Origin of the sequence: Micromonospora auratinigra (genome assembly GCF_900089595.1) — a bacterium.
Taxonomy (GTDB): domain Bacteria; phylum Actinomycetota; class Actinomycetes; order Mycobacteriales; family Micromonosporaceae; genus Micromonospora; species Micromonospora auratinigra.
This window is the reverse complement of record NZ_LT594323.1, coordinates 5,753,305-5,773,526: the sequence shown is the minus strand read 5'-3', so window position 1 is coordinate 5,773,526 and position 20,222 is coordinate 5,753,305. Positions and strand designations below refer to the sequence as shown.

Genomic DNA, 20,222 nt, shown 5'->3' with positions numbered 1-20,222 from the left:
GGATAAGTTGACGCCGGATCGGGCCGGCCGGGAGCATACCCGGCGGAACAGCCGGCGGCGGGCGTCGCCGGGGTGGAAAGGCGACTCCATTGGCGACACCGGCATTCGACTCCTCCGTGCTGACCCGTCGCGGCGTACTCGCCGCGGCGGCGGGCAGCCTGCTGCTCAGCGCGTGCGGGCAGCCGGGCCAACGCCCCGATGACGGGACGCCCGGCAGCGCCGCACCGGACCGGCACGAGCTGGTGGTCGGGGCGAGCCTGGAACTGACCGGGCGGGGCGCCGCGCACGGGGTGCTCCAGCGACGCGCCCTGGAGCTGACCGCCGAGGAGCTGAACGTCTCCGGCTTCCCGGTCGGCAACCTGCGCCGGACGGTGCGACTGGAGATCCGGGACAACGGCAGCGATCCCCGCCTGGCCGCCCGGCAGGCCACCGAGCTGGCCCGCCGCGACGAGGTGCACGCCCTGGTGGGTGGCACCCTCGCCGAGACCTCGCTGGCCATCGTGGGGGTGGCCCAGGCCCGCCAGGTGCCCTTCCTGTCGCTGGGCTTCGGGGACGGCATCGCGCTGCCGCTGGCCCAGCGCACCTTCGTCTACAAGCTCACCCCGGACGCCGCCGACGTGGCCCGCCGGATGGCGCAGCTGATCGAGTCGCTGCGGCTGCGACGGGTCGTCCTGGTGGCCGTCGACGGGCCGCACGGCGACGCCGGGGTCCGGGCGGTACGCCTCGCGCTGCCGGCCGTCGACGTCGGGCTGGCGCGCACCGTCCGGCTGCCCGTCGGGGGGACCGGCTTCACCGACGCCGCCGAGCGGGTGGTGTCCGCCGAGCCGGACGGGGTGATCGTCTGGGCGACCGCCCCGGACTCCGGGAGCGCGGCCCGGGCGCTGCGGCGGGCCGGGTACCGGGGGACGCTCGTGCTCGACCCGGGGGCGGTCGCGGAGGAGACCCTCACCCGGCCGAACCTCGCCGCGGTCGAGGGGGCGTACGCGATCCACCCGGCCTGCCTGGGCGGTTCGATGCTGACCACCTCCACCACGGCGGAACGGGACCGCCGCGAGTTCACCCTCCGCTACACCCAGCGGTTCGACCGCTTCACCGGCTTCGCCCCGTACGCCTCGGACGCGTTGCGCCTGCTCACCTCGGCGGCCCGGATGGCCAGCAGTGTCGACCGTGGACGGCTGCGGGCGTACCTGCAGACGCAGGTCGTCGAGGGCATCGCCGGTGGCTACGCGTTCGCCCCGATCCGGCACGGTGGGATGGAACCCGACTCGCTCGGTGTCTACCAGGTCAACCAGGGCGCCTGGACCGTCTGGTCCTGACCGCCCACGACGGCCGTCCACCGGGAGTCCCGGCGGGCGGCCGTCCGGCGTCCCGCCCCGACCGAGGGCCGGACAGGCGGAAGCGCCCGATGACCACCGGTCACCGGGCGCTTCGAGGTCGCCGCTCAGGCGGGCGCGACCGCCCGCGAGCGTCGCATGGTGAGCACGTACTCGACCAGCGAGATCAGCACGTGCTTGGTCGACTCCCGGTTCCGGGCGTCGCAGGCCACCACCGGGATGTCGCTCGAGATCGCCAGCGCGTCCCGGACGTCCTGCGGGTCGTGGTACTGCATCCCGTCGAAGCAGTTGATGGCCACCAGGTACGGCAGCCGCCGGTGCTCGAAGAAGTCGATGGCGGCGAAGCAGTCCGCCAGTCGACGGGTGTCGACCAGCACGACGGCGCCGATGGCACCGCGGACCAACTCGTCCCACATGAACCAGAACCGCGTCTGACCCGGCGTACCGAACAGGTACAGGATCAGGTCCCGGTCGATCGAGATCCGACCGAAGTCCATCGCCACCGTGGTCGTCGTCTTGCCCGGCACCTGCCGGGTGTCGTCGACGCCCACGCCGGCGGAGGTCATGATCGCCTCGGTGGTCAGCGGCGTGATCTCCGAGACCGAACCGACCAGCGTCGTCTTGCCGACGCCGAACCCACCGGCGATAACGATCTTCGCCGACGTCACGCGCCCGCTCGGGGCCGGCGGCCGGTGCGACATGTCAGAGCCTGCGAAGTCCACTCAGCACCCTCTCCAGCAGTTCAGTGCCCACCGCGTCGTCGGAGTCGTCCAAAATGGTCGGCTCGTGGACCGCGACCAGGCCGTCCGTCGCCATGTCGGCGATGAGCACCCGGGCCACGCCGAGCGGAAGCTGCATCCGCGCCGCGATCTCGGCGAGCGACTGCACGCGTCCGTCACACAGCGCGGCGATGTACTGGTGTTCACGACCCTGACCGCCGTTGCCATTGGCAAGGGCGCGGCCGCGCACCGTCGTCTCGACGAGCGCCTCCAGAGCGATGTCGAGCCGGGGACGGGTACGACCGCGGGTCACGGCGTACGGACGGACCAACGCGCCGGTCGGCTCGTCTCGATCAGCCATGTCGCCGCTCACCTCCCTCGTACCCGGCACCGGCTCGCTCCGGTGGCATCCGTCGTTGTCGTGTTTGTTGCCGCTCCTGACCCACCGGTCAGCGCGTCGTTCAGCCCATCATCCCCACAGCCGTACGCGGCTGTGGGGTCAGGGCGTCGCCCACCCGGTCGACCAGCAGGGCCATCTCGTACCCGACCTGGCCGACGTCGCAGCTGCGCGCCGCCAGGACCGCGAACGACGAGCCGTCGGAGATCGACATCAGGAACAGGAAGCCGTTGTCCATCTCGACCACGGTCTGCAGCACCGCTCCACCCTCGAAGCACCGCGCCGCGCCCTGGGTCAGGCTGACCAGGCCGGACGCGATCGCCGCGAGCTGATCCGCGCGGTCCCGAGGAAGGTCACGGGACGAGGCGAGGAGCAGGCCGTCGGCGGAGACCGCGACCGCGTGCGCCACGCCCGGCACCCGGTCGGCGAAGTTGGCGAGCAGCCATCCGAGATCCTGCGTACTAGTCATCCTTGTTGCTCCTTCTGCCCGCTCCCGGCCACCGGGCCTGAGCCAGACTGCGAGGACTGCTGCCCGCCCGGAGTCCCCTCCGGGCCGGCCGAGTTGCTGTCGGACGGGTGGTTACGCCCCCGCTGCACGCCCCGATGGTAGGCCGAGAGCAGACCCCGTACGCCTTCCGGCGTCCGGCGCTGCACCGACGTGGTCGGCTTGTCGATGCCGCCCGGCACGAGCTGCGCCATCGGCGTCCGCTTGGGCAGGCCCTTCTGGGTGGTCTCCGCGACCGGCACCTCGGTGGCCGCCGAGGCCGCCTTCCAGCCGTCGTCGGCCGCGGTCTGCCAGCCGGGCGACTGGGGCTGCTGCGTCCGTCGATTGGGCAGCGCCTCGGCGAACCCGGGCCGGCCGCCCCCGTTCGCCGATCCGTTCTCACGCGGCGCTCCGCCGGCCGCCGGAGTGTGTGCCATCGGCGTGTTACCTGTCGTCGCGGGTGTTGGCTGCGGGACGGCCCGACCGGTGGTGTCGACCCGGGCGAACTGCTGGGTCGCGGCGGCTCCGTTGCCGGACGCGGCGGGCACGGCCGGAGCGGCCGGGGCGGGCGCGGCCGACTCCTCGTTCGGACCCGGCCGACGGGTACGGAACCAGGCCGACTCCAGCTCCCGGAAGATCGGCAGCTCCATCGTCTCGTCCGCGTACCGCTGGCGGTTGCCCGCCTGCTGCGGCTGGGTGGCCGGCCGGGGGGCCGGCGCGGCCGCCGGACGGCTGACCGCCGGCGGCGGGGTGACCGGCGGCGTCTCGGCACGGGTGACCCGGGGCAGCTCGGTGGTCATGTCCAGACCGGCCGCCAGGCGCTCCGGCACCGGCGGGGCGGCCGGATCCGGCGCGGCCACGGGGGGCCAGACCGGCGGGGCACCGGCGCTCGCCGGCCCGGCCTGCGGAACGGGACGCGACGGCAGCTGGTTCGCCGGCGGCACCGAGACGGGCTGTCCCGGGGCGGGCGCGGCGGACACCGGGTAACCGGAGACCGGCTGGCCCGAGACCGGGTAACCCGAGACCGGCTGACCGGACACCGGGTGACCCGAGACCGGCTGGCCCGAGACCGGGTGACCCGAGACGGGTTGGGCGGAGACCGGGCTGGCCGACACCGGCACGCCGGAGACCGGCGGCAGCGGCGGGGCGGAGACCGGCGGGACCGGCGGGGCCGACACCGGCGGCGGGTTGTACGGCCGCGCCTCCGGGCTGCTCGGCAGCTGCCGCGGGATGGCCGGCTGCTGGCCGGTGCTGGCCGGGTCGCCCTCGGCCGGGTTGCGCCGCTGCGGCAGCGGGTCGAACTGCTGCCCGTTGGACGGACGGCCACCGAAGGTGTCACCACCGGAGAGCGGGCCGGCGCCGGTGAGGTCGGACCAGGCCGGCATCGAGCGCGCGCCACCCGGGGTGGCCGGCGCGCCGGAGCCGTTGCGCGGCGCCGGGTCGAAGGCGCGGCCGCCCAGGGTGACCTGGTTGCCCGACGCTCCCGGACGCGAGGCCGGCGGCGGGGTGTGCGGGCCGTTGCCGAGGGCGGCCAGCGCGCCGAAGGCCGGGGTCGGACCGCCCTGCTGCGGGGCCGGGTTGGCGGCCGGGAGGGCGGGCGCACCGGGCATGCCGCGACCGGAGAGGGCGCGCGGCACCAGGACCGACGGGGGCAGGGTGACGTCGGCCACGGTGCCCCGGTCGACGCCGGGCCGCAGCTCGACCTTGACGCCGTGCCGGGACGCCAGCCGGGCGACCACGACCAGGCCCATCATCCGGGAGACCGCCACGTCGACCTGGGGCGGCGTGGAGAGCCGCTCGTTGAGGTCGCGCAGCTGCTCCGGACCGATGCCGATGCCCCGGTCCTCGACGTAGAGGGAGGCTCGGTCGCCCACCCGCCGGGCCTCGACCATGACGTGCGAGTCCGGCGGCGAGAAGGCGGTGGCGTTGTCGAACAGCTCGGCGACCAGGTGCACCAGGTCGTTGACCGCGTGCGCGGAGATCTCGATGTCCCGGTCGATGATCCCGAACTCGATCCGGGTGTAGTGCTCGACCTCGGACTGGGCGGCGCGCAGCACGTCGATCAGGGCGGCCGGCTCGCGCTGCACGCGGGTGGAGTCCGCACCGGCGAGGACCAGCAGGTTCTCGTCGTTGCGGCGCATCCGGGTGGCCAGGTGGTCGAGCTGGAACAGCTCGGCCAGCCGGTCCGGGTCCTCCTCGCCGCGCTCCAACCGGTCGAGGTGACCGATCAGGCGGTCGACCAGGATCTGCGAACGGCGGGCCAGGTTGACGAACATGGTCGCGACGGAGGCACGCAGGGCGGCCTGCTCGGCCGCGGTCCGGACCGCCTCCAGGTGGACGGCGTTGAACGCCTCGGTCACCTGGCCGAACTCGTCCTTGCTCCGGACCGGCAGCGGCTCGGCGATCTGGTTCGCCAGCTGCACCGCCGAGAGCTGGCCGGTGACCTGCGGGTCACGCAGCCGGGCCACCGCCTGCGGCAGGCCGTACTGGGCCACCGAGAGCGCGCCCTGGCGCAGGTCGCGCAGCGAGCGGGCCATCGAGCGGGCGACCAGGTACGCGAAGAGGATCGCCAGCAGCAGCATGCTGAGCAGCAGGCCGGTCTCCAGGAACACCTGGCGCTGCACGTCGGAGCGGAGGTTCTCGGCCTGCCGGACGGCGTTGCCGTCGAGCCTCGACTCGACCCTGCGGATCAGCTCGGTGTTGGCGACCATGGCCGCGTCCCACTGGTCCGGGCCGAACTTGAGGTTGGTGAGCTTGTCGTCGAGGTTGCTGCTGATCTGCCGCTGGTACGTGGTGGACTCGCGCAGGTCGGGGCCGGAGACCGTCTGGTCGTAGAACTCGGCCTCCTCCTGGCTGGCGACCGCCTTGAAGCTCTGCAGCGCCTGGTCCTGGCCGGTGCCGGTGGCGATGTACTCCTCGCGCAGCGCGGGCGTGAGGCTGTTCAGCTGGAGCGCCGAGTGGACCACCACCCGGCGTTGGGCCAGGTATTCCTTCTGGTGGGCCACCGCCGCGGCGGTACGCATCCGGTCGCTCAGGTCGTTGTCACCGGCGAGCTGGGTGGCCGAGTCGCGGATCGCGAGCAGGTCGTTGATCAGGACGACGTAGGTGTTCTGCGCGTCGCTGGTGCTCAGCTTGCCGTTCAGCACCTGGCTCCGGGTGCCCGGCAGGTCGGCGAGACTCTGGTCGACCTTGCCGAGCAGGACCTCGAAGCTGCGCGGCAGGTTGTCGACGGTCTGCCGCTGCTGGGAGTACGGCGTCTTCGCCTGGTCGACCCGCTGGTTGGCCCGGTTGTAGGCCTCCTGGTACTGGGCCCTGGGCTGAACCTTGTTCGAGCCGAGCCACAGCACGGCCGCCACCCGCTCGTCCTGCAGGGTGTCAACCAGGTCACCGGAGTAGCCGATGAGGTTGGCCAGGTCGCCGGCCCGGTTGGCATTGTTGAGCGTCTGCAGGTGGTCGACCAGACCGCTGGTGCCCACCACGACCGTGGCGATGGTCGGCACGATCATGATCAGACCGAGCTTGGACCAGATCGGCATGTCGCGGAGCCGGCTGGCCGGCCGGCGCAGACGCGACAGGAAGGAGCCCGCCGTCGTTGGCCGTTTGCTCACGTCACCGCCCTCGCATTACCGCGTCCGGACGTCGCCTCTGGGCAACGCCGAGCGACCGACCCGGCGGGTCGGACCTCCGAGATTCCATCACGCCGCCTCGCAAAGAGAAAGCCCAGGTTGGCCCTTGCGGAGGGTGTGATGAGATGTTGATGCAATTTGATAGCAATCCGTCTGGCCGGAGTCACTCAAGGTAATGGAACACCCTCACCGCGTCGTCCTGCTCGCCGGCCCTTCCGGCTCGGGAAAGTCGTATATCGCGCATCGAACCGGACTTCCCGTGCTCTGCCTGGACGACTTCTACAAGGACGGCGATGACCCTACGTGTCCGCGTCGAAACGGACAGGTGGACTGGGAATCCCCGTTGTCCTGGGACGCCCACTCAGCGGTGGAAACCATTGCCCGATTGGCCCGGGACGGCAAGGCCGAAGTGCCGGTTTATGCGATCGGTGCGGACCGGCGGGTGGCCAGCCGGCCATTCGACGTGACCGGGTCGCCAATTTTCGTCGCCGAAGGGATCTTCGCCGCCGAGATCGTCGCGGAGTGCCGCCGGCAGGGCCTGCTGGCCGGGGCGTACGCGCTGCGCCGGCCGCGCGGGGCCACCTTCGTCCGGCGGCTGGCCCGCGACCTCGCCGAGCAGCGCAAGGCACCCCGGGTGCTGATCAGTCGGGGGGTGGCGCTGCTACGCGCCGAGCCGGCGATCCTGCGCCGGCAGACCGGGCTGGGCGCCGAGGCGGCCCGGGCCCGCGAGGTGCTGCGCCGGGTGGCCGACCTGCTCGCCGGCCACCCGCACGCCTGAGGGCGGCCCACGGCGGCACGGTGGCCCACGGCCACCGCGCTCGCCCGGGACGGCCCCCGCCGGTCAGCCGAGCAGCTTGGCGTACGCCGGCTTGATCACCTCGTCGATGATCCGCAGCCGCTCGTCGAACGGGATGAAGGCGCTCTTCATCGCGTTGATGGTGAACCACTGGAGTTCCTTCCAGCCGTAGCCGAAGGCGTCCACCAGCAGCGCCATCTCCCGGGACATCGAGGTGCCGCTCATCAGCCGGTTGTCGGTGTTGACGGTCACCCGGAAGCGCAGGTCCCGGAGCAGCCCGATCGGGTGGTCGGCGATCGACGCCGCCGCCCCGGTCTGCACGTTCGACGACGGGCAGAGCTCCAGCGGGATGCGCTTGTCCCGCACGTACGCGGCCAGCCGGCCGAGCACCGGCGACTCGCCCGGGGTGATGTCGTCGACGATGCGTACGCCGTGGCCCAGCCGGTCGGCGCCGCACCACTGGATCGCCTGCCAGATCGACGGCAACCCGAACGCCTCGCCGGCGTGGATGGTGAAGTGGAAGTTCTCCCGCTGGAGGTACTCGAAGGCGTCCAGGTGCCGGGTGGGCGGGAAGCCGGCCTCCGCGCCGGCGATGTCGAAGCCGACCACCCCGGTGTCCCGGTGCCGGACGGCCAGCTCGGCGATCTCCTGGGACCGGGCGGCGTGCCGCATCGCGGTCAGCAGGGTGCCGACCCGGATCGGGTTGCCGGCCTCGGCGGCCTGCGCGCTGCCCTCGACGAAGCCCGCCACCACCGCCTCGACCACCTCGTCCAGGGTGAGGTTCTGCTCCAGGTGCTGCTCGGGGGCGAACCGGACCTCGGCGTAGACCACGCCGTCGGCGGCCAGGTCGAGCGCGCACTCGCGGGCGACCCGGCGCAGCGCCGGCGCGGTCTGCATGACCGCCACCGTGTGCGCGAAGGTCTCCAGGTAGCGCTCCAGCGAGCCGGAGTTCGCCGCCTCGGCGAACCAGCGGCCGAGCGCCTCCGGGTCGGTGGTGGGCAGTTCGTGGCCGGCCTCGGCGGCCAGCTCGACGATCGTCGCGGGCCGCAGGCCGCCGTCGAGGTGATCGTGCAGCAGCGCCTTCGGGACCTTGACGATGTCCTCGTACGAGATTGCGACCATGCTCAGACATTAGTCACCGCTGGTCGAGGCCCCGGCACGGGACCGGTCAGGGTCGCCAGCCGTAGACCCGCTCGACGGCGAGGCGGATCACCAGCCGGCCGTCCGCCACCATGGCCGCCCGGTAGTCCGCCCAGTCGGGGTGCTCCCCCCGGATGCGCCGGTAGACCTCGACCAGCTCCTCGACCGTGGCGTCATCGGTGGCCGTCGCCGGTGGGGTGAGCGTGACGGTGCCCTCGGCCACCGCGTACGCCCCGCCGTCCGGGGTGCTCACGTGGAAGCTGGCCCGCGGGTCGCGGCGCAGGTTGCGCACCTTGGCCCGGCCGTCGGTGGTCGAGCAGCGGAGCAGGCCCGGCTCGGCCAGATAGTCGACGTTGGACAGCTGCGGTCGGCCGTCGCGGCGCAGGGTGACCAGCACGCCGCGCCCCCGTGCGCCGAACAGCTCCCACAGGTTGGTTGACATGTCATCGACGCTAGGGCGGGGTCGGTGACATGTCAACCATTCGGCTAGGATCGGCGGTGTGGACACGCGGTGGCTGGACGAGCGGGAGGAACGCGCCTGGCGCGGCTACCGCCGCATGCGCCGCCTGCTCGACCTGGAGCTGGCCCGGGAGCTGATGCAGGACGCCGGCCTCTCCGAGCCGGACTACGACGTCCTCTCCGACCTCTCCGAGACCCCCGACCAGCGGCTACGGCTCAGCGAGCTGGCCGACCGGATGCTCTGGTCCCGCAGCCGGCTCTCCCACCACCTGTCCCGGATGCAGCACCGTGGCCTGGTCACCCGGGAGGAGTGCGCGGCCGACGGCCGGGGCTCGATCGTCACGCTGACCCCGGCCGGCCGGCGCGCCCTCGAAGCCGCCGCGCCCGGCCACGTCGCCGCGGTCCGCCGGCATCTCGTCGACCTGCTCACCCCCGAGGAGATCGAGGCGCTCGGCGCGCTGACCCACCGGGTGGTCGGCCGGCTCGCCCGCCGTCCCGGGCGGGAGGGCTGAGGCATGGACGCCCGCATCGTGACCCGGCTGCGCTGTCCGGTCTGCACCGAGCCGCTGGCCGGGGCCACGGCCGGCACCGCGCACACGCTGCGCTGCCCGCGCCGGCACAGCTTCGACATCGCCCGCCAGGGGTACGTGAACCTGCTCGCCGGCCGGGCCCCGCACAGCGGGGACAGCGCCGCGATGGTGGCCGCCCGCGCCGACTTCCTCGCCGCCGGGCACTACGACACCGTGGCCGCCGCGCTGGCCGACGCCGCCCGCGAGGTGGTGTCCGGCGCCGGGGCGGGCGGTGACGCGTACCCCCTGGTGGTGGAGCCCGGCGCCGGCACGGGCCATTACCTCGCCACGGTGCTGGCGGCGCTGCCGGACGCCGCCGGCCTCGCCCTGGACGTCTCCAAGCCGGCGCTGCGCCGCGCCGCCCGCGCGCACCCCCGGGCGGCGGCGGCGCTCGCCGACACCTGGCAGCGGCTGCCGCTGGCCGACGGCTCCACCACCGTGCTGCTGAACGTCTTCGCGCCGCGCAACGGGCCGGAGTTCCACCGGGTGCTCGACCCGGCGGGGGCGCTGCTGGTGGTCACCCCCGCCGCCGACCACCTGACCGAGCTGGTCGACGCGCTCGACCTGCTCCGGGTGGACCCGGCCAAGGCCGACCGGGTCGCCGACAGCCTGGGCCGGCGCTTCACCGAGGAGTCGACGGGCGTGCACCGGGCCCGGCTGCGGCTCACCCGCGCCGAGGTCTCCGCCCTGGTCGGCATGGGCCCGAGCGCCTGGCACACCGACCCGGAGCGGCTCGCCGGGCGGATCGGGGCGCTGCCCGAGCCGGTGCCGGTGACCCTCGCCGTCCGGCTCGGCGTGCACCGGCCGCGCCCACCTGCCTGATCGCGGCCCCGGCCTCAGCCACGACCCGCCGGGTCGAGCCCGGCGACCTCGCGGACGGCCGCGGTGATCGCGGCGTAGTCCTTCTTGAGCAGCGCGCCGTGGTTACTGGCCACCTTCGCGCTGACCTTGATGTTCGGGTTGCCGGCGGTCACCGCGTCCAGGCTGGTGCGGATGCGTTCCTGCTCGTCGCCGTGGCTACCGAAGGAGACCCCCGAGGCCACCACGTACCGGGTCGGGACGGTGATCGCGTCCAGCACCGGGCCCAGCTCGCGCACCCGGGACAGCCGGCCGAGTTCGATGTTGCTCTCGGCCTGCTGGGCGGCGCTCATCCGGGGTGCCAGGCCGGTCGGGCGCAGCAGCGGCAGGACGAGGTTCAGCCGGCGGAACAGCTTGCGGATCCGCTGCTCCATGGCCTCGTCCAGCCAGTCGTACGGGAACGCGCCGTCGACCAGGACCGCGCCGATGGCCCGGTGCGGGTTGCGCTGCGCCCAGTGCGCGGCGACGACCGCGCCGTAGGACCAGCCGGCCACCAGCGCCCGGTCCACGCCCCGGGCGGCGAGCACGGCGTCGACGTCGCGGACGGCCGCCGCGAAGGAGTAGTCCGCCGACCGCTTCGACCGGCCCCGGGCCCGCTCGTCGTAGGTGAGGTGCCGCCAGCCCGGCCCGAGGTCGGCGATCACCCGTCGCCAGTACCCCTGGGTGGCGAACTGGCCGTTGAGGTAGACCACCGGGACGCCCGGCCCGCCGGTGTCGGTGACGGCCAGCGCAGTGTCCTCGACCGGCACCAGGCCGCTCCAGCGCGAGCCGGTCGCGGACGTGTCGTTCTTCGTCATGGTGTCGCGCTCCTTCTAGAGGCTGCGGGCGACGATGTCGCCGCGGTCGGTGGTGGCGTGGATGTCGAGCCCGGTGGTGCCGTCGTTGCGCAGGGCGTTGCTGACCCGGCCGTGACCGGTGCCGGCGTCCAGGGCGGCCGAGACCCCGGCGGCGGCGCCGACCGAGATGTCGCCGGACCCGGTACGCAGCACGACCGTGCCGCGTACCGCCTCGGTGATCCGGATGTCGCCCCGGGCGGTGCTGATCTGCGCCGGCCCGGTGAGCCGGCCGACCTCGACGTCACCGTCGATCGCGGAGAGCCGCACCGGCCCGGCCTCGTCGATCTTGATCTGGCGGTACGCCCCGTCGACGGCGACGTCACCGAGGCGGCCCACGCCGCGCAACTCGATGCCGGCGGCCTTCACCTCGACCCGGGAGCCGGCCGGCAGCTGGACGGTGATCTCCAGAGCTCCGGTGGGGCCGAGGAGCCGGTTCGGCTGTCCGGCGTGGATCCGCAGCACGCCGTCGGCGTACTCGACGGTGGTCCGGTCGGCGGCCCGCACGTCGCCGGCCTTGCCGGCGTCACCGGGCCGCACCTCGACGGTGGTGTCGGCGCGATCCGCGGCGATGACCTGGACCCGCCCGGCGGGGACGTCCAGGACGGCGGTGATCGGGCCGGGGGTGTCGAACTTCCGCATCGCGGGTCTCCTCTGTCGCTCTTCTTTCCAACATCGGAAACGCTACGTTGCTTTCCATAGGGCGGCAACAGGCTTGTTGCGATGGGACGGAGCAAATACAGCTCAAGCCCTATTTATCGTTGCGATGGGTGTGGCGATAATGCAACGACGGGGGCGTCGACATTGCAATGGACGATGAGTGAACGCTATGCTCCGCGGTGCAGTCGTCAGCACCGCGCAACGAGACCGGGGAGAGTGGGATGCCGGGAGGCAGGCTCAGCGTGCAGGAGCGCCAGCAGATCGCCCTGGGGCTGGCCGACAGCCTCCCCTACGCCGAGATCGCCCGCCGCCTCGACCGTCCGACCTCGACGGTCACCCGGGAAGTGCTGCGCAACGGCGGCCCCACCGCGTACCGCGCCGAGCTGGCCCACCGGGCCACCGAACGCCGTGCCCGCCGACGCCGGCCCGCCACCACCACCGGAGCGCCGGCCACCCCCCAACCGGCCGGGCGTGACGCCGAGGCGGTGGCCGAGTTGGCGGACAGTCTCACCACCGTCCTGATGACCTCCGGCCTGCCGAAAATGGCCGCCCGGGTGCTGACCTGCCTCTTCACCACCGACGCGGGCAGCCTCAGCGCGGCGCAGCTGGCCCAGCAGCTCCGGGTCAGCCCGGCGTCCGTCTCCAAGGCGATCAGCTTCCTGGAGGGCCAGAGCCTGGTCCGCCGGGAACGCGACGAACGCCGCCGCGACCGCTACGTCGTCGACGACGAGCTGTTCTACCAGGCGACCGTCGCCAGCGCCCGGGCCAACGACCAGCTCGTCGAGACCGCTCGGCGGGGCGTCGCCGTCCTCGGCCCGGACACGCCCGCCGCGCACCGGCTGGAGAACATCGCCCGCTTCCTCGACTACATCAGCGAGAGCATCATCCGGGCCGCCGACCAGGCCCGCGAGGTCCTGCGCACGCGGCCACCGGCCTGAGGGCCTAGGTGGAGAGGTCGACCTCTTCCCAGCCGGGCGGCTCGTCGTGGTACGGCCCGCGCAGCACCACGGCCCACTCCAGCGCCCACCGGCGCTGCCCGATGGCGTTGGCGTCCACCAGCCCGGGCAGCGCCCGGCCCGCCTCCTCGGTCTCCAGGTAGGCCCAGTCGAGGCAGTAGTGCAGGTCGAGCAGGGCGGCGGCGTCGGCCGGGTGCTGCGGGGCGGCCAGGATCCGGGCCCGCCACTGGCCGAAGGTCTCCCCCGCGACCAGGTTGGGCATCCGCTCCACCAGCCGCGCGTCCACCGGCACCGTCGGGTCCAGCTCCTTGGCCAGCCCGAGCACCCAGGACAGCGAGAAGAGCGCGTCGTGGTGCAGCACGAAGGACCGGTGGTCGCCCTTGCCGCCCATCACGAACTGCCACTCCGGCGGGGTCACCATCTCCACCAGGTGGGACTCCAGCAGCCAGCTCATCGCCGCCTGCGCCGGCATGCCGAAGCAGCGCGCCAGGATCACGTGCAGCACGGCGATCCGGGCCTCGATCTCGGCCGTCGGCCGCAACTCGATCTCGTCGCCCGGCTCCCAGACCAGCGGAAACTGCGGTGGCGGCAACGGCAGGCCCAGCCGGGACAGCTCGTCGAGGCTCGCCTCACGGACGGCCCGGGGGTCGGGGGCGGATACGCGCACGGCTCAGGTCCCTGTCTGCTCGCAACGGCTCAGCACCGGTCGGTTCCCCCTGGCCAGGGAGGATAGCCGCTCGACCGGCACCGCACCATGACCGCGAACGATCAGCCGATCCGCTCGATGACGAGCGGGGTCGTGGTCGGGGCGTCCGGCGCGATCCGGACCGCCCGCTCCGCCTCGGCGAGCGCGGCGGGAATCCGCTCGGCGTGCTCGGCGCGCAGCTCGTACAGCGGCTCGCCGACCCGGACCCGGTCACCGGGGCGCTTGTGCAGCACCACGCCCGCCGGGATGCTCACCGGGTCCTCCTTGCGCGCCCGGCCGGCGCCCAGCCGCCAGGCCGCCACCCCGATCGCGTACGCGTCGACCTCGGCGACGTAGCCGTCGTCGGTCGCGCAGACCACCTCGACCTCGTTGGCGGCCGGCATCGGGGCGTCCGGGTCGCCGCCCTGCGCCCGGATCATCGACCGCCAGGCGTCCATCGCCCGGCCGTCGCGCAGCGCCGCCTCCGGGTCGGCGTCCGGCAGGCCGGCCGCGGTCAGCATCTCCCGGGCCAGCGCCAGGGTCAGCTCCACCACGTCGGCGGGGCCGCCACCGGCCAGCACCTCGACCGACTCGGTCACCTCGACCGCGTTGCCGACGGTCAGGCCGAGCGGGGTGGACATGTCGGTGAGCAGCGCGACCGTCCGGACGTCGTGCGCCTTGCCCAGCTCGACCATGGTCCGGGCCAGCTCGCGGGCGTCGTCGACGTTCTTCATGAACGCGCCGGACCCGACCTTCACGTCGAGCACCAGCGCGCCGGTGCCCTCGGCGATCTTCTTGCTCATGATCGAGCTGGCGATCAGCGGGATCGCCTCGACGGTGCCGGTGACGTCGCGCAGCGCGTACAGCTTGCGGTCGGCCGGGGCCAGCCCCGCGCCGGCCGCGCAGATCACCGCCCCCACGTCGCGGAGCTGGGCGATGAACTCGTCGTTGCTCAGCGCCGCCCGCCAGCCGGGGATGGACTCCAGCTTGTCCAGCGTGCCGCCGGTGTGCCCGAGGCCCCGGCCGCTCAGCTGCGGCACCGCCGCGCCGCAGGCGGCCACCAGCGGGGTCAGCGGCAGGGTGATCTTGTCACCGACGCCGCCGGTGGAGTGCTTGTCGACGGTCGGCCGGGACACCGGCGAGAGGTCCAGCCGCTCCCCGCTGGCGATCATCGCGGCGGTCCACCGGGCGATCTCCGGACCGGTCATACCGCGCAGCAGGATCGCCATGGCCAGCGCCGACATCTGCTCGTCGGCCACCAACCCCTTGGTGTACGCGTCGACCATCCAGTCGATCTGCCCGTCGCTCAGCACACCCCCGTCGCGCTTCGCCCGGATGACGTCAACCGCCGTGAAAGCACTCACCTTTGAGTTCCCATCAATAGATCAATCAAGACCGCCGGCCCGATCCCGGCACGGTGACCACCGACGGATCGGGCCGAGGGTGACCGGCGGAGGGATCAAGCCTGACCGCCCGGAGCCGGGCACCCTCGGCCCGATCCCACCAGCTCAACCCCAGCGCACCGGGATCTCCAACGGAGGCTCGCCCTCACCTGCCCAGAAGATGGTGCCCGACGCGTCCACCACCACCACGCGCGGCGTCCGCGCCAGCCCCCAGGTGATCGCCTCCGCCGGGTCGCCCCAGGTCGGGCCCTCCTCCAGCACGCCGGTCTCGGCGCCCTCGGTGTCCCCGGCCGAACGCTCCCAGTAGGCCGTCCAGACCTGCTGACCGGCCGAGAGGTCGGGGTGCACGAAGACGGTGCCCCGCCCCCGCCAGGAGGCCAGCCGGTCCGGCACCACCGGCACCGGGTGCTCCCCGGTCACCGCCTCGATGTCCTTGACGTCGAAGGCGTGCGGCAGCAGCTCGGCCATCCGCAGCGGGCCGCCCTTGGCCTCGATCAGGCACTCCGGGCCGCCCTGCTCCCAGAGCAGCTGCCGGCAGCGGCCGCAGGGCATCAGCGGCTCACCGGTGGCGTCGACGCAGGAGAGCGCGACGATCCGGCCGCCGCCGGTGGCGTGCAGCGACGAGACCACCCCGCACTCGGCGCAGAGCACCACGCCGTACGCGGCGTTCTCCACGTTGCAGCCGACCACCACCCGGCCGTCGTCGACCAGGGCGGCCGCCCCGACCGGGAACTTCGAGTAGGGCACGTACGCATGCCGCATGACCTCGGTGGCGGCGGCCCGCAGCCGCTCCCAGTCGATCTCCATCACGTCCCCCATTCTGCCCAATTCACGCCGATCGGTCGCGGTGCGGCCGGCGGAGACGACCGTGCCCGGCGGGTCTCCCCCGCCGGGCACGCTGCGTCGCGGGCGGTCAGCCCTTGATGTACGGCTTGCCGTCGGCGGCCGGCGCCCGGACCTTGCCGACCAGCCCGGCCACCGCCAGCATCGTCGCCAGGTAGGGCAGCATCGCCAGGAACTGGCTGGGGATGCTGCTGCCGATCGCCCCCAGGTAGGTGGCGAGCTGGTCGGCGAAGCCGAAGAAGAGCGCGGCCAGCAGCGCGCCGGTCGGGCTCCACCGGCCGAAGATCAGCGCGGCCAGCGCGATGAAGCCCTTGCCGCCGATCATGTTCTTGGTGAACGAGTAGAGCGCCAGCGTGTACGAGGCACCGCCGACCCCGGCCACCAGGCCGGCCATGATGACGTTGCGGTAGCGCAGCCGCAGCACCTTCACGCCGAGGGTGTCGGCGGCGGTCGGGTGCTCACCCACCGAGCGGGTCCGCAGCCCCCACCGGGTCCGGAACAGCGCGATGTGGATCACCAGCACCAGCAGCAGGCCCAGGTAGAGGAAGATGTTGCCCCGGAACAGCGCCGGACCGATCAGCGGGATGTCCTTGAGCAGCGGGATCTCCCAGTTGCTGAACCGGGGCGCGCTGTTGTACTTCTGCGCGTCGGTCTGCATCAGCCGCTCGTAGAGGAAGCCGGTGATGCCGACCGCCAGCAGGTTGAGCACGATGCCCATGACCACCTGGTCGACCAGGTAGCGGATGGCGAAGACGGCCAGCAGCAGCGAGATGAACGCGCCGCCGATCGCGGCCGCCACCAGGCCGACCCAGACGCTGCCGGAGATGCTGCCGAAGAGCGCGCCGGAGAAGGCGCCCATCAGCAGCTGCCCCTCGATCGCCACGTTCACCACGCCGGAGCGCTCGCAGAGCACACCGGCCAGCGCGCCGAAGATCAGCGGCAGGGCCAGCACGAAGGTGCCCCGCACGACGTTGACCAGCGGCATGAAGTTGCGACCCTCGGGGGCGGCGGAGACCTGCCAGCAGAGGAAACTGAGCACGAAACCGACCAGCCCGACACCGAGCACCAGCGTGAACCAGCGCTTCGGCACCCCGGCGAGCAGGGCCGCGCCGGCCGCCGCCGCGATGATCCCGAACAGGATCGCGCCGACCGTGCCGTTGATCTCCAGGGCGGCCCCGCCCTCGGTCTCGCTGAGCGTGAAGCGGGCCTGCTGGTCGGTGGCGAGCGCGCCGAACAGGACCGCCGCGAGCACGCCCAGCGCCAGCAGCACGGCCCCGCTCTTGCGGGCCCGCGTCCAGAAACCCTCGTCGACCGCGGTCACGGCGACCTCGGGGACAGCGGTGGTGGACATGCTCACCAGCCCTTCGCGAGGCTCGTCTGCAACCGGGCCGCGCGGGCCGCCCGGAGCTGGAAGATCGCCTTCACCAGGGCCGGCGCGGCGATGAAGATGACGATGAGCGCCTGGAGCACGGTCACCAGCTCCAGCGAGATCCCGGAGTACGACTGCATCCGGTTGCCGCCGGCCTGGAGCGCGCCGAAGAGCAGCGCCGCCAGCAGTACGCCCCACGGCTTCACCCGCCCGAGCAGGGCGACCAGGATGCCGTCGAAGCCGATCTGGGCGATCACCAGCGGGGTCAGCGCGTTCGCGGTCGAGCCGAGCACCATGTTCGACCCGCCGAGCCCGGCCAGCAGGCCGGCGATCACCATCACCAGCACGTACGTCTTGGTGACGCTGATGCCGGCGGTCCGGGCGGCGTCCGGGTTGGCGCCGACCGCGCGCAGCTCGAAGCCGAGCGTCGAGCGGTTCAGCAGCCAGGCGATGAACCAGGTGGCCAGCACGGCGAGCAGGATGCCGGCGTGCACCCGCAGGTTGTCGCCGAGCAGCCGGGGCAGCTGGGCGGACGAGTCGACCGGCTTGCTGATCGCGTCGGACCGGTTCGGGTTCTGCACCCCGGCCTGCACGATGATCCAGGACAGGAAGTAGACCGCGACGTAGTTGAGCATGATCGTGTTGATCACCTCGTGCGCGCCGGTGCGGGCCTTCAGGATGCCGGGCACGAAGCCCCAGAGCGCGCCACCGGCGGCACCGGCGATCAGCGCGACGAGCAGGTGCACCCCGGGCGGCAGCGGCAGCGCGAAGCCGGCGACGGCGGCGAGGATGACACCGATGGTGGCCTGGCCCTGGGCGCCGATGTTGAACAGGCCGCCGCGGAACGCCAGCGCCACCGACAGGCCGGTGAAGACCAGCGGCGCGGTGTAGGTGAGCGTCTCCGAGATCGGGCCCATCGCGGCGGTGAACCCGACCGCGTCCGGGTCGAAGATCGCACCCTTGAACAGGTTCGCGTACGCCTCGCTGACCACCGTCCAGCTCGCGTTGAGCGCGTCCGCCGGCCGGGCGGTGATGTAGCTGTAGGTGGCCAGCACCTCCGGGTCGGAGACGATGATCAGCACCGCGCCGACCAGCATCGCCAGCAGCACCGCGAGCACGGTGACGGTGACCGTGTTGGCCGCCCAGAGGTTGTCCAGGAAGAGCTTGCCCAGCGAGGGGCGGGGCTCCTCGGCGGGGGTGGGCCGCTTTCCGGCGGTGGCGGGCACCGCGCGCTCGGTGTCGGCGGCGGGCGCGGCCGGGGTCGCCCGGGCCTCGCTGCGCGCCTCCTGCGCCTCGGTCGCCGGCTCCTTGTCCGGGGAGCCCGAGACCGGGTTCGGGTTCGTCATGCCTCGTCCTCTTCGACAGGGGCCTGGGTGGCGGTCGCGCCGTCGGCGGTCGTGGTCGCGCTGTCCGGGGTGATACCGGCCATCAGCAGGCCGATCTCCTCGCGCGGGGTGTCCGGGCCGACGATGCCGATGATCCGGCCGCGGTACATCACCGCGATCCGGTCGGCCAGGCCGATGACCTCGTCCAGCTCGCTGGAGACGACCATGACGGCGGTGCCGATGTCCCGCTCGCGGATGACCCGGCTGTGGATGAACTCGATCGAGCCGACGTCCACGCCCCGGGTGGGCTGGGCGGCGATGAAGAGCTTCAGCGGGCGGGACAGCTCCCGCGCCACGATGACCTTCTGCTGGTTGCCCCCGGAGAGGGTGCCCACCGCGGTGTCCGGCGAGGAGGTACGGATGTCGAACTGCTCGACCCGCTCCTTCGCGGACCTCCCGATGGCGTCCGGCTTCAGCGACAGGCCCTTGCCGAACGGCGGCCGGTCGTAGATGTCCAGCACCAGGTTCTCCGCGACGGAGAACTCCTTGACCAGGCCGTCGACGCTGCGGTCCTCCGGCACGTAGCCGACGCCGGCGCGGAGCACCTTCTTGGTCGGCCAGCCGTGCACGGCCTCGCCGTCCAGGCTGATCGTGCCGGCCAGCGCCGGGCGCAGCCCCATGATCGCCTCGATCAGCTCGGTCTGCCCGTTGCCCTGCACGCCCGCGACGCCGAGCACCTCGCCCGCGCGCACGGTCAGGTCGACGCCGTCGACCGCGCGTACCTGCCGGTCGTCGTCGACGACCAGGCCGGCGACCTCCAGGATCGGCTTGCCGGGGGTGGCCGGCTGCTTGTCCACGGTCAGCCGGACGCTGCGCCCGACCATCAGCGCGGCCAGCTCGTCGCGGCTCGCGCTCGGCGAGGCGGTGCCGACGGTCCGCCCGCGCCGGATCACGGTGATCCGGTCGGCGATCGCCTTCACCTCACCCAGCTTGTGGGTGATGAAGACGATCGACTTGCCGGCGGCCTTGAGCGACCGCATGACGGTGAGCAGTTCCTCGGTCTCCTGCGGGGTCAGCACGGCCGTCGGCTCGTCGAGGATCAGCAGGTCGACGTCGCGGGTGAGGGCCTTGACGATCTCCACCCGCTGCTGGATGCCGACCGGCAGGTCCTCGATCACCGCGTCCGGGTCGACCCGCAGGTTGTACCGCTCGGAGACCTCGGCGACCTCGCGCCGGGCGCGCCGGCGGTCCAGGAAGCCGGTGATGCCTCCCTTGACGTGCTCGGCGCCGAGCATGACGTTCTCGGCCACGGTGAAGACCGGCACCAGCATGAAGTGCTGGTGCACCATGCCGATCCCGGCGGCGATCGCGTCCGACGGGCCCTTCAGCTTCAACGGCTGGCCGTCGACCAGGATCTCGCCCTCGTCGGGCTGGTAGAGCCCGTAGAGCACGTTCATCAGGGTCGACTTGCCGGCGCCGTTCTCGCCGAGCAGGGCGTGGATCTCTCCAGGCTCCACCGTCAGGTCGATGTGGTCGTTGGCGACCAGATCACCGAACCGCTTGGTGATGCCGCGCAGTTCGAGTCTCAGCGCAACCTCCTGGAGTGCGAGCGATGGTGCAGCGTAGCGACCTGCCGCGCCGCCACCGCGCCGGGTGGGGGTCAGTGGGGGATGAAGCCGGAACCGGCCGCCCCGGCTGCGCGAGGTCTTCCCCGCGTACGCCGAGGCGGCCGGATCGTGGTGCCTGGTGCCCGCCGGCCCCCGTCG

General features: G+C 73.0%; 19 protein-coding genes. 5 read left to right on the top strand and 14 right to left on the bottom strand.

The window, feature by feature from the left end:
• Nucleotides 1-89 precede the first annotated feature (89 nt).
• A complete protein-coding gene (locus GA0070611_RS26350; RefSeq protein ID WP_091669970.1) occupies nucleotides 90-1,316 on the top strand; it encodes an ABC transporter substrate-binding protein in 1,227 nt (408 codons plus the stop codon).
• 125 nt (nucleotides 1,317-1,441) lie between these two features.
• Here the strand turns inward: GA0070611_RS26350 and GA0070611_RS26345 are convergent, their stop codons facing one another.
• The 4 genes from GA0070611_RS26345 to GA0070611_RS26330 all read right to left on the bottom strand — a co-directional run bounded on the left by GA0070611_RS26345 (nucleotide 1,442) and on the right by GA0070611_RS26330 (nucleotide 6,542).
• Nucleotides 1,442-2,035 carry a GTP-binding protein gene (locus GA0070611_RS26345; protein WP_091669966.1) on the bottom strand — a complete coding sequence of 198 codons (594 nt, stop codon included), beginning with the start codon at nucleotides 2,033-2,035 and terminating at the stop codon, nucleotides 1,442-1,444.
• Nucleotide 2,036: 1 nt separating this feature from the next.
• The gene (locus GA0070611_RS26340) at nucleotides 2,037-2,414 is read right to left on the bottom strand and encodes a DUF742 domain-containing protein (RefSeq protein ID WP_091397239.1); all 378 of its coding nucleotides are present in this window, start codon (nucleotides 2,412-2,414) and stop codon (nucleotides 2,037-2,039) included.
• A gap of 100 nt (nucleotides 2,415-2,514) precedes the next feature.
• Nucleotides 2,515-2,919, bottom strand: coding sequence for a roadblock/LC7 domain-containing protein (locus tag GA0070611_RS26335; protein ID WP_013731521.1), 405 nt, complete (start codon nucleotides 2,917-2,919; stop codon nucleotides 2,515-2,517).
• Nucleotides 2,916-6,542 carry a sensor histidine kinase gene (locus GA0070611_RS26330; RefSeq protein WP_091669964.1) on the bottom strand — a complete coding sequence of 1,209 codons (3,627 nt, stop codon included), beginning with the start codon at nucleotides 6,540-6,542 and terminating at the stop codon, nucleotides 2,916-2,918. The genes GA0070611_RS26335 and GA0070611_RS26330 overlap by 4 nt, the downstream gene beginning before the upstream one ends.
• A 460-nt stretch (nucleotides 6,543-7,002) precedes the next feature.
• On the opposite strand from GA0070611_RS26330, the gene GA0070611_RS32065 reads away from it, so the two are divergent.
• On the top strand, nucleotides 7,003-7,338 hold the full coding sequence (locus tag GA0070611_RS32065) for a hypothetical protein (protein WP_231921232.1): 336 nt from the start codon (nucleotides 7,003-7,005) through the stop codon (nucleotides 7,336-7,338).
• Nucleotides 7,339-7,401: 63 nt separating this feature from the next.
• Here the strand turns inward: GA0070611_RS32065 and GA0070611_RS26320 are convergent, their stop codons facing one another.
• Both GA0070611_RS26320 and GA0070611_RS26315 read right to left on the bottom strand, forming a co-directional pair.
• Entirely contained in the window at nucleotides 7,402-8,478 is a 1,077-nt protein-coding gene (locus GA0070611_RS26320) for an adenosine deaminase (protein ID WP_091669960.1), read from the bottom strand.
• A gap of 46 nt (nucleotides 8,479-8,524) precedes the next feature.
• The gene (locus tag GA0070611_RS26315; protein WP_091669956.1) at nucleotides 8,525-8,938 is read right to left on the bottom strand and encodes a PPOX class F420-dependent oxidoreductase; all 414 of its coding nucleotides are present in this window, start codon (nucleotides 8,936-8,938) and stop codon (nucleotides 8,525-8,527) included.
• A gap of 115 nt (nucleotides 8,939-9,053) precedes the next feature.
• On the opposite strand from GA0070611_RS26315, the gene GA0070611_RS26310 reads away from it, so the two are divergent.
• Together GA0070611_RS26310 and GA0070611_RS26305 are read left to right on the top strand one after the other, a co-directional pair.
• Nucleotides 9,054-9,467, top strand: a complete 414-nt coding sequence (locus GA0070611_RS26310) for a MarR family winged helix-turn-helix transcriptional regulator (RefSeq protein WP_091673474.1) — start codon at nucleotides 9,054-9,056, stop codon at nucleotides 9,465-9,467.
• 3 nt (nucleotides 9,468-9,470) lie between these two features.
• Nucleotides 9,471-10,346, top strand: coding sequence for a putative RNA methyltransferase (locus GA0070611_RS26305; RefSeq protein WP_091669953.1), 876 nt, complete (start codon nucleotides 9,471-9,473; stop codon nucleotides 10,344-10,346).
• 14 nt (nucleotides 10,347-10,360) lie between these two features.
• Here the strand turns inward: GA0070611_RS26305 and GA0070611_RS26300 are convergent, their stop codons facing one another.
• Together GA0070611_RS26300 and GA0070611_RS26295 are read right to left on the bottom strand one after the other, a co-directional pair.
• Nucleotides 10,361-11,179: an alpha/beta fold hydrolase gene (locus GA0070611_RS26300; protein ID WP_091669950.1), complete on the bottom strand. Its 819-nt coding sequence runs from the start codon at nucleotides 11,177-11,179 to the stop codon at nucleotides 10,361-10,363.
• Between the two features lie 15 nt (nucleotides 11,180-11,194).
• Nucleotides 11,195-11,857, bottom strand: a complete 663-nt coding sequence (locus GA0070611_RS26295; RefSeq protein WP_091669948.1) for a DUF4097 family beta strand repeat-containing protein — start codon at nucleotides 11,855-11,857, stop codon at nucleotides 11,195-11,197.
• Between the two features lie 239 nt (nucleotides 11,858-12,096).
• On the opposite strand from GA0070611_RS26295, the gene GA0070611_RS26290 reads away from it, so the two are divergent.
• Nucleotides 12,097-12,813: a helix-turn-helix domain-containing protein gene (locus tag GA0070611_RS26290; RefSeq protein WP_091669945.1), complete on the top strand. Its 717-nt coding sequence runs from the start codon at nucleotides 12,097-12,099 to the stop codon at nucleotides 12,811-12,813.
• 4 nt (nucleotides 12,814-12,817) lie between these two features.
• Here the strand turns inward: GA0070611_RS26290 and GA0070611_RS26285 are convergent, their stop codons facing one another.
• From GA0070611_RS26285 to GA0070611_RS26260, 6 genes are all read right to left on the bottom strand, one after another.
• The gene (locus tag GA0070611_RS26285) at nucleotides 12,818-13,498 is read right to left on the bottom strand and encodes a DUF4272 domain-containing protein (protein WP_091669941.1); all 681 of its coding nucleotides are present in this window, start codon (nucleotides 13,496-13,498) and stop codon (nucleotides 12,818-12,820) included.
• A 101-nt stretch (nucleotides 13,499-13,599) separates the two neighbouring features.
• Nucleotides 13,600-14,880, bottom strand: a complete 1,281-nt coding sequence (locus GA0070611_RS26280) for a thymidine phosphorylase (RefSeq protein ID WP_091669938.1) — start codon at nucleotides 14,878-14,880, stop codon at nucleotides 13,600-13,602.
• Nucleotides 14,881-15,024: 144 nt separating this feature from the next.
• Nucleotides 15,025-15,738 carry a cytidine deaminase gene (locus GA0070611_RS26275; protein WP_197675803.1) on the bottom strand — a complete coding sequence of 238 codons (714 nt, stop codon included), beginning with the start codon at nucleotides 15,736-15,738 and terminating at the stop codon, nucleotides 15,025-15,027.
• A 94-nt stretch (nucleotides 15,739-15,832) separates the two neighbouring features.
• Nucleotides 15,833-17,113 (bottom strand): ABC transporter permease, encoded by a 1,281-nt coding sequence (locus GA0070611_RS26270; protein WP_091669934.1) that lies wholly within the window; start codon nucleotides 17,111-17,113, stop codon nucleotides 15,833-15,835.
• 2 nt (nucleotides 17,114-17,115) lie between these two features.
• Entirely contained in the window at nucleotides 17,116-18,477 is a 1,362-nt protein-coding gene (locus tag GA0070611_RS26265) for an ABC transporter permease (protein WP_091669930.1), read from the bottom strand.
• Nucleotides 18,474-19,985: an ABC transporter ATP-binding protein gene (locus GA0070611_RS26260; protein WP_331715363.1), complete on the bottom strand. Its 1,512-nt coding sequence runs from the start codon at nucleotides 19,983-19,985 to the stop codon at nucleotides 18,474-18,476. The genes GA0070611_RS26265 and GA0070611_RS26260 overlap by 4 nt, the downstream gene beginning before the upstream one ends.
• Nucleotides 19,986-20,222: the final 237 nt, after the last annotated feature.

Excerpts from the sequence above, each read along its gene's own strand:
- GA0070611_RS26345 (WP_091669966.1), bottom strand. The coding sequence starts at position 2,035 with ATGTCGCACCGGCCGCCGGCCCCGAGCGGGCGCGTGACGTCGGCGAAG.
- GA0070611_RS26340 (WP_091397239.1), bottom strand. The coding sequence starts at position 2,414 with ATGGCTGATCGAGACGAGCCGACCGGCGCGTTGGTCCGTCCGTACGCC.
- GA0070611_RS26335 (WP_013731521.1), bottom strand. The coding sequence starts at position 2,919 with ATGACTAGTACGCAGGATCTCGGATGGCTGCTCGCCAACTTCGCCGAC.
- GA0070611_RS26320 (WP_091669960.1), bottom strand. The coding sequence starts at position 8,478 with ATGGTCGCAATCTCGTACGAGGACATCGTCAAGGTCCCGAAGGCGCTG.
- GA0070611_RS26315 (WP_091669956.1), bottom strand. The coding sequence starts at position 8,938 with ATGTCAACCAACCTGTGGGAGCTGTTCGGCGCACGGGGGCGCGGCGTG.
- GA0070611_RS26310 (WP_091673474.1), top strand. The coding sequence starts at position 9,054 with ATGCGCCGCCTGCTCGACCTGGAGCTGGCCCGGGAGCTGATGCAGGAC.
- GA0070611_RS26305 (WP_091669953.1), top strand. The coding sequence starts at position 9,471 with ATGGACGCCCGCATCGTGACCCGGCTGCGCTGTCCGGTCTGCACCGAG.
- GA0070611_RS26300 (WP_091669950.1), bottom strand. The coding sequence starts at position 11,179 with ATGACGAAGAACGACACGTCCGCGACCGGCTCGCGCTGGAGCGGCCTG.
- GA0070611_RS26295 (WP_091669948.1), bottom strand. The coding sequence starts at position 11,857 with ATGCGGAAGTTCGACACCCCCGGCCCGATCACCGCCGTCCTGGACGTC.
- GA0070611_RS26290 (WP_091669945.1), top strand. The coding sequence starts at position 12,097 with ATGCCGGGAGGCAGGCTCAGCGTGCAGGAGCGCCAGCAGATCGCCCTG.
- GA0070611_RS26275 (WP_197675803.1), bottom strand. The coding sequence starts at position 15,738 with ATGGGGGACGTGATGGAGATCGACTGGGAGCGGCTGCGGGCCGCCGCC.
- GA0070611_RS26270 (WP_091669934.1), bottom strand. The coding sequence starts at position 17,113 with ATGTCCACCACCGCTGTCCCCGAGGTCGCCGTGACCGCGGTCGACGAG.
- GA0070611_RS26265 (WP_091669930.1), bottom strand. The coding sequence starts at position 18,477 with ATGACGAACCCGAACCCGGTCTCGGGCTCCCCGGACAAGGAGCCGGCG.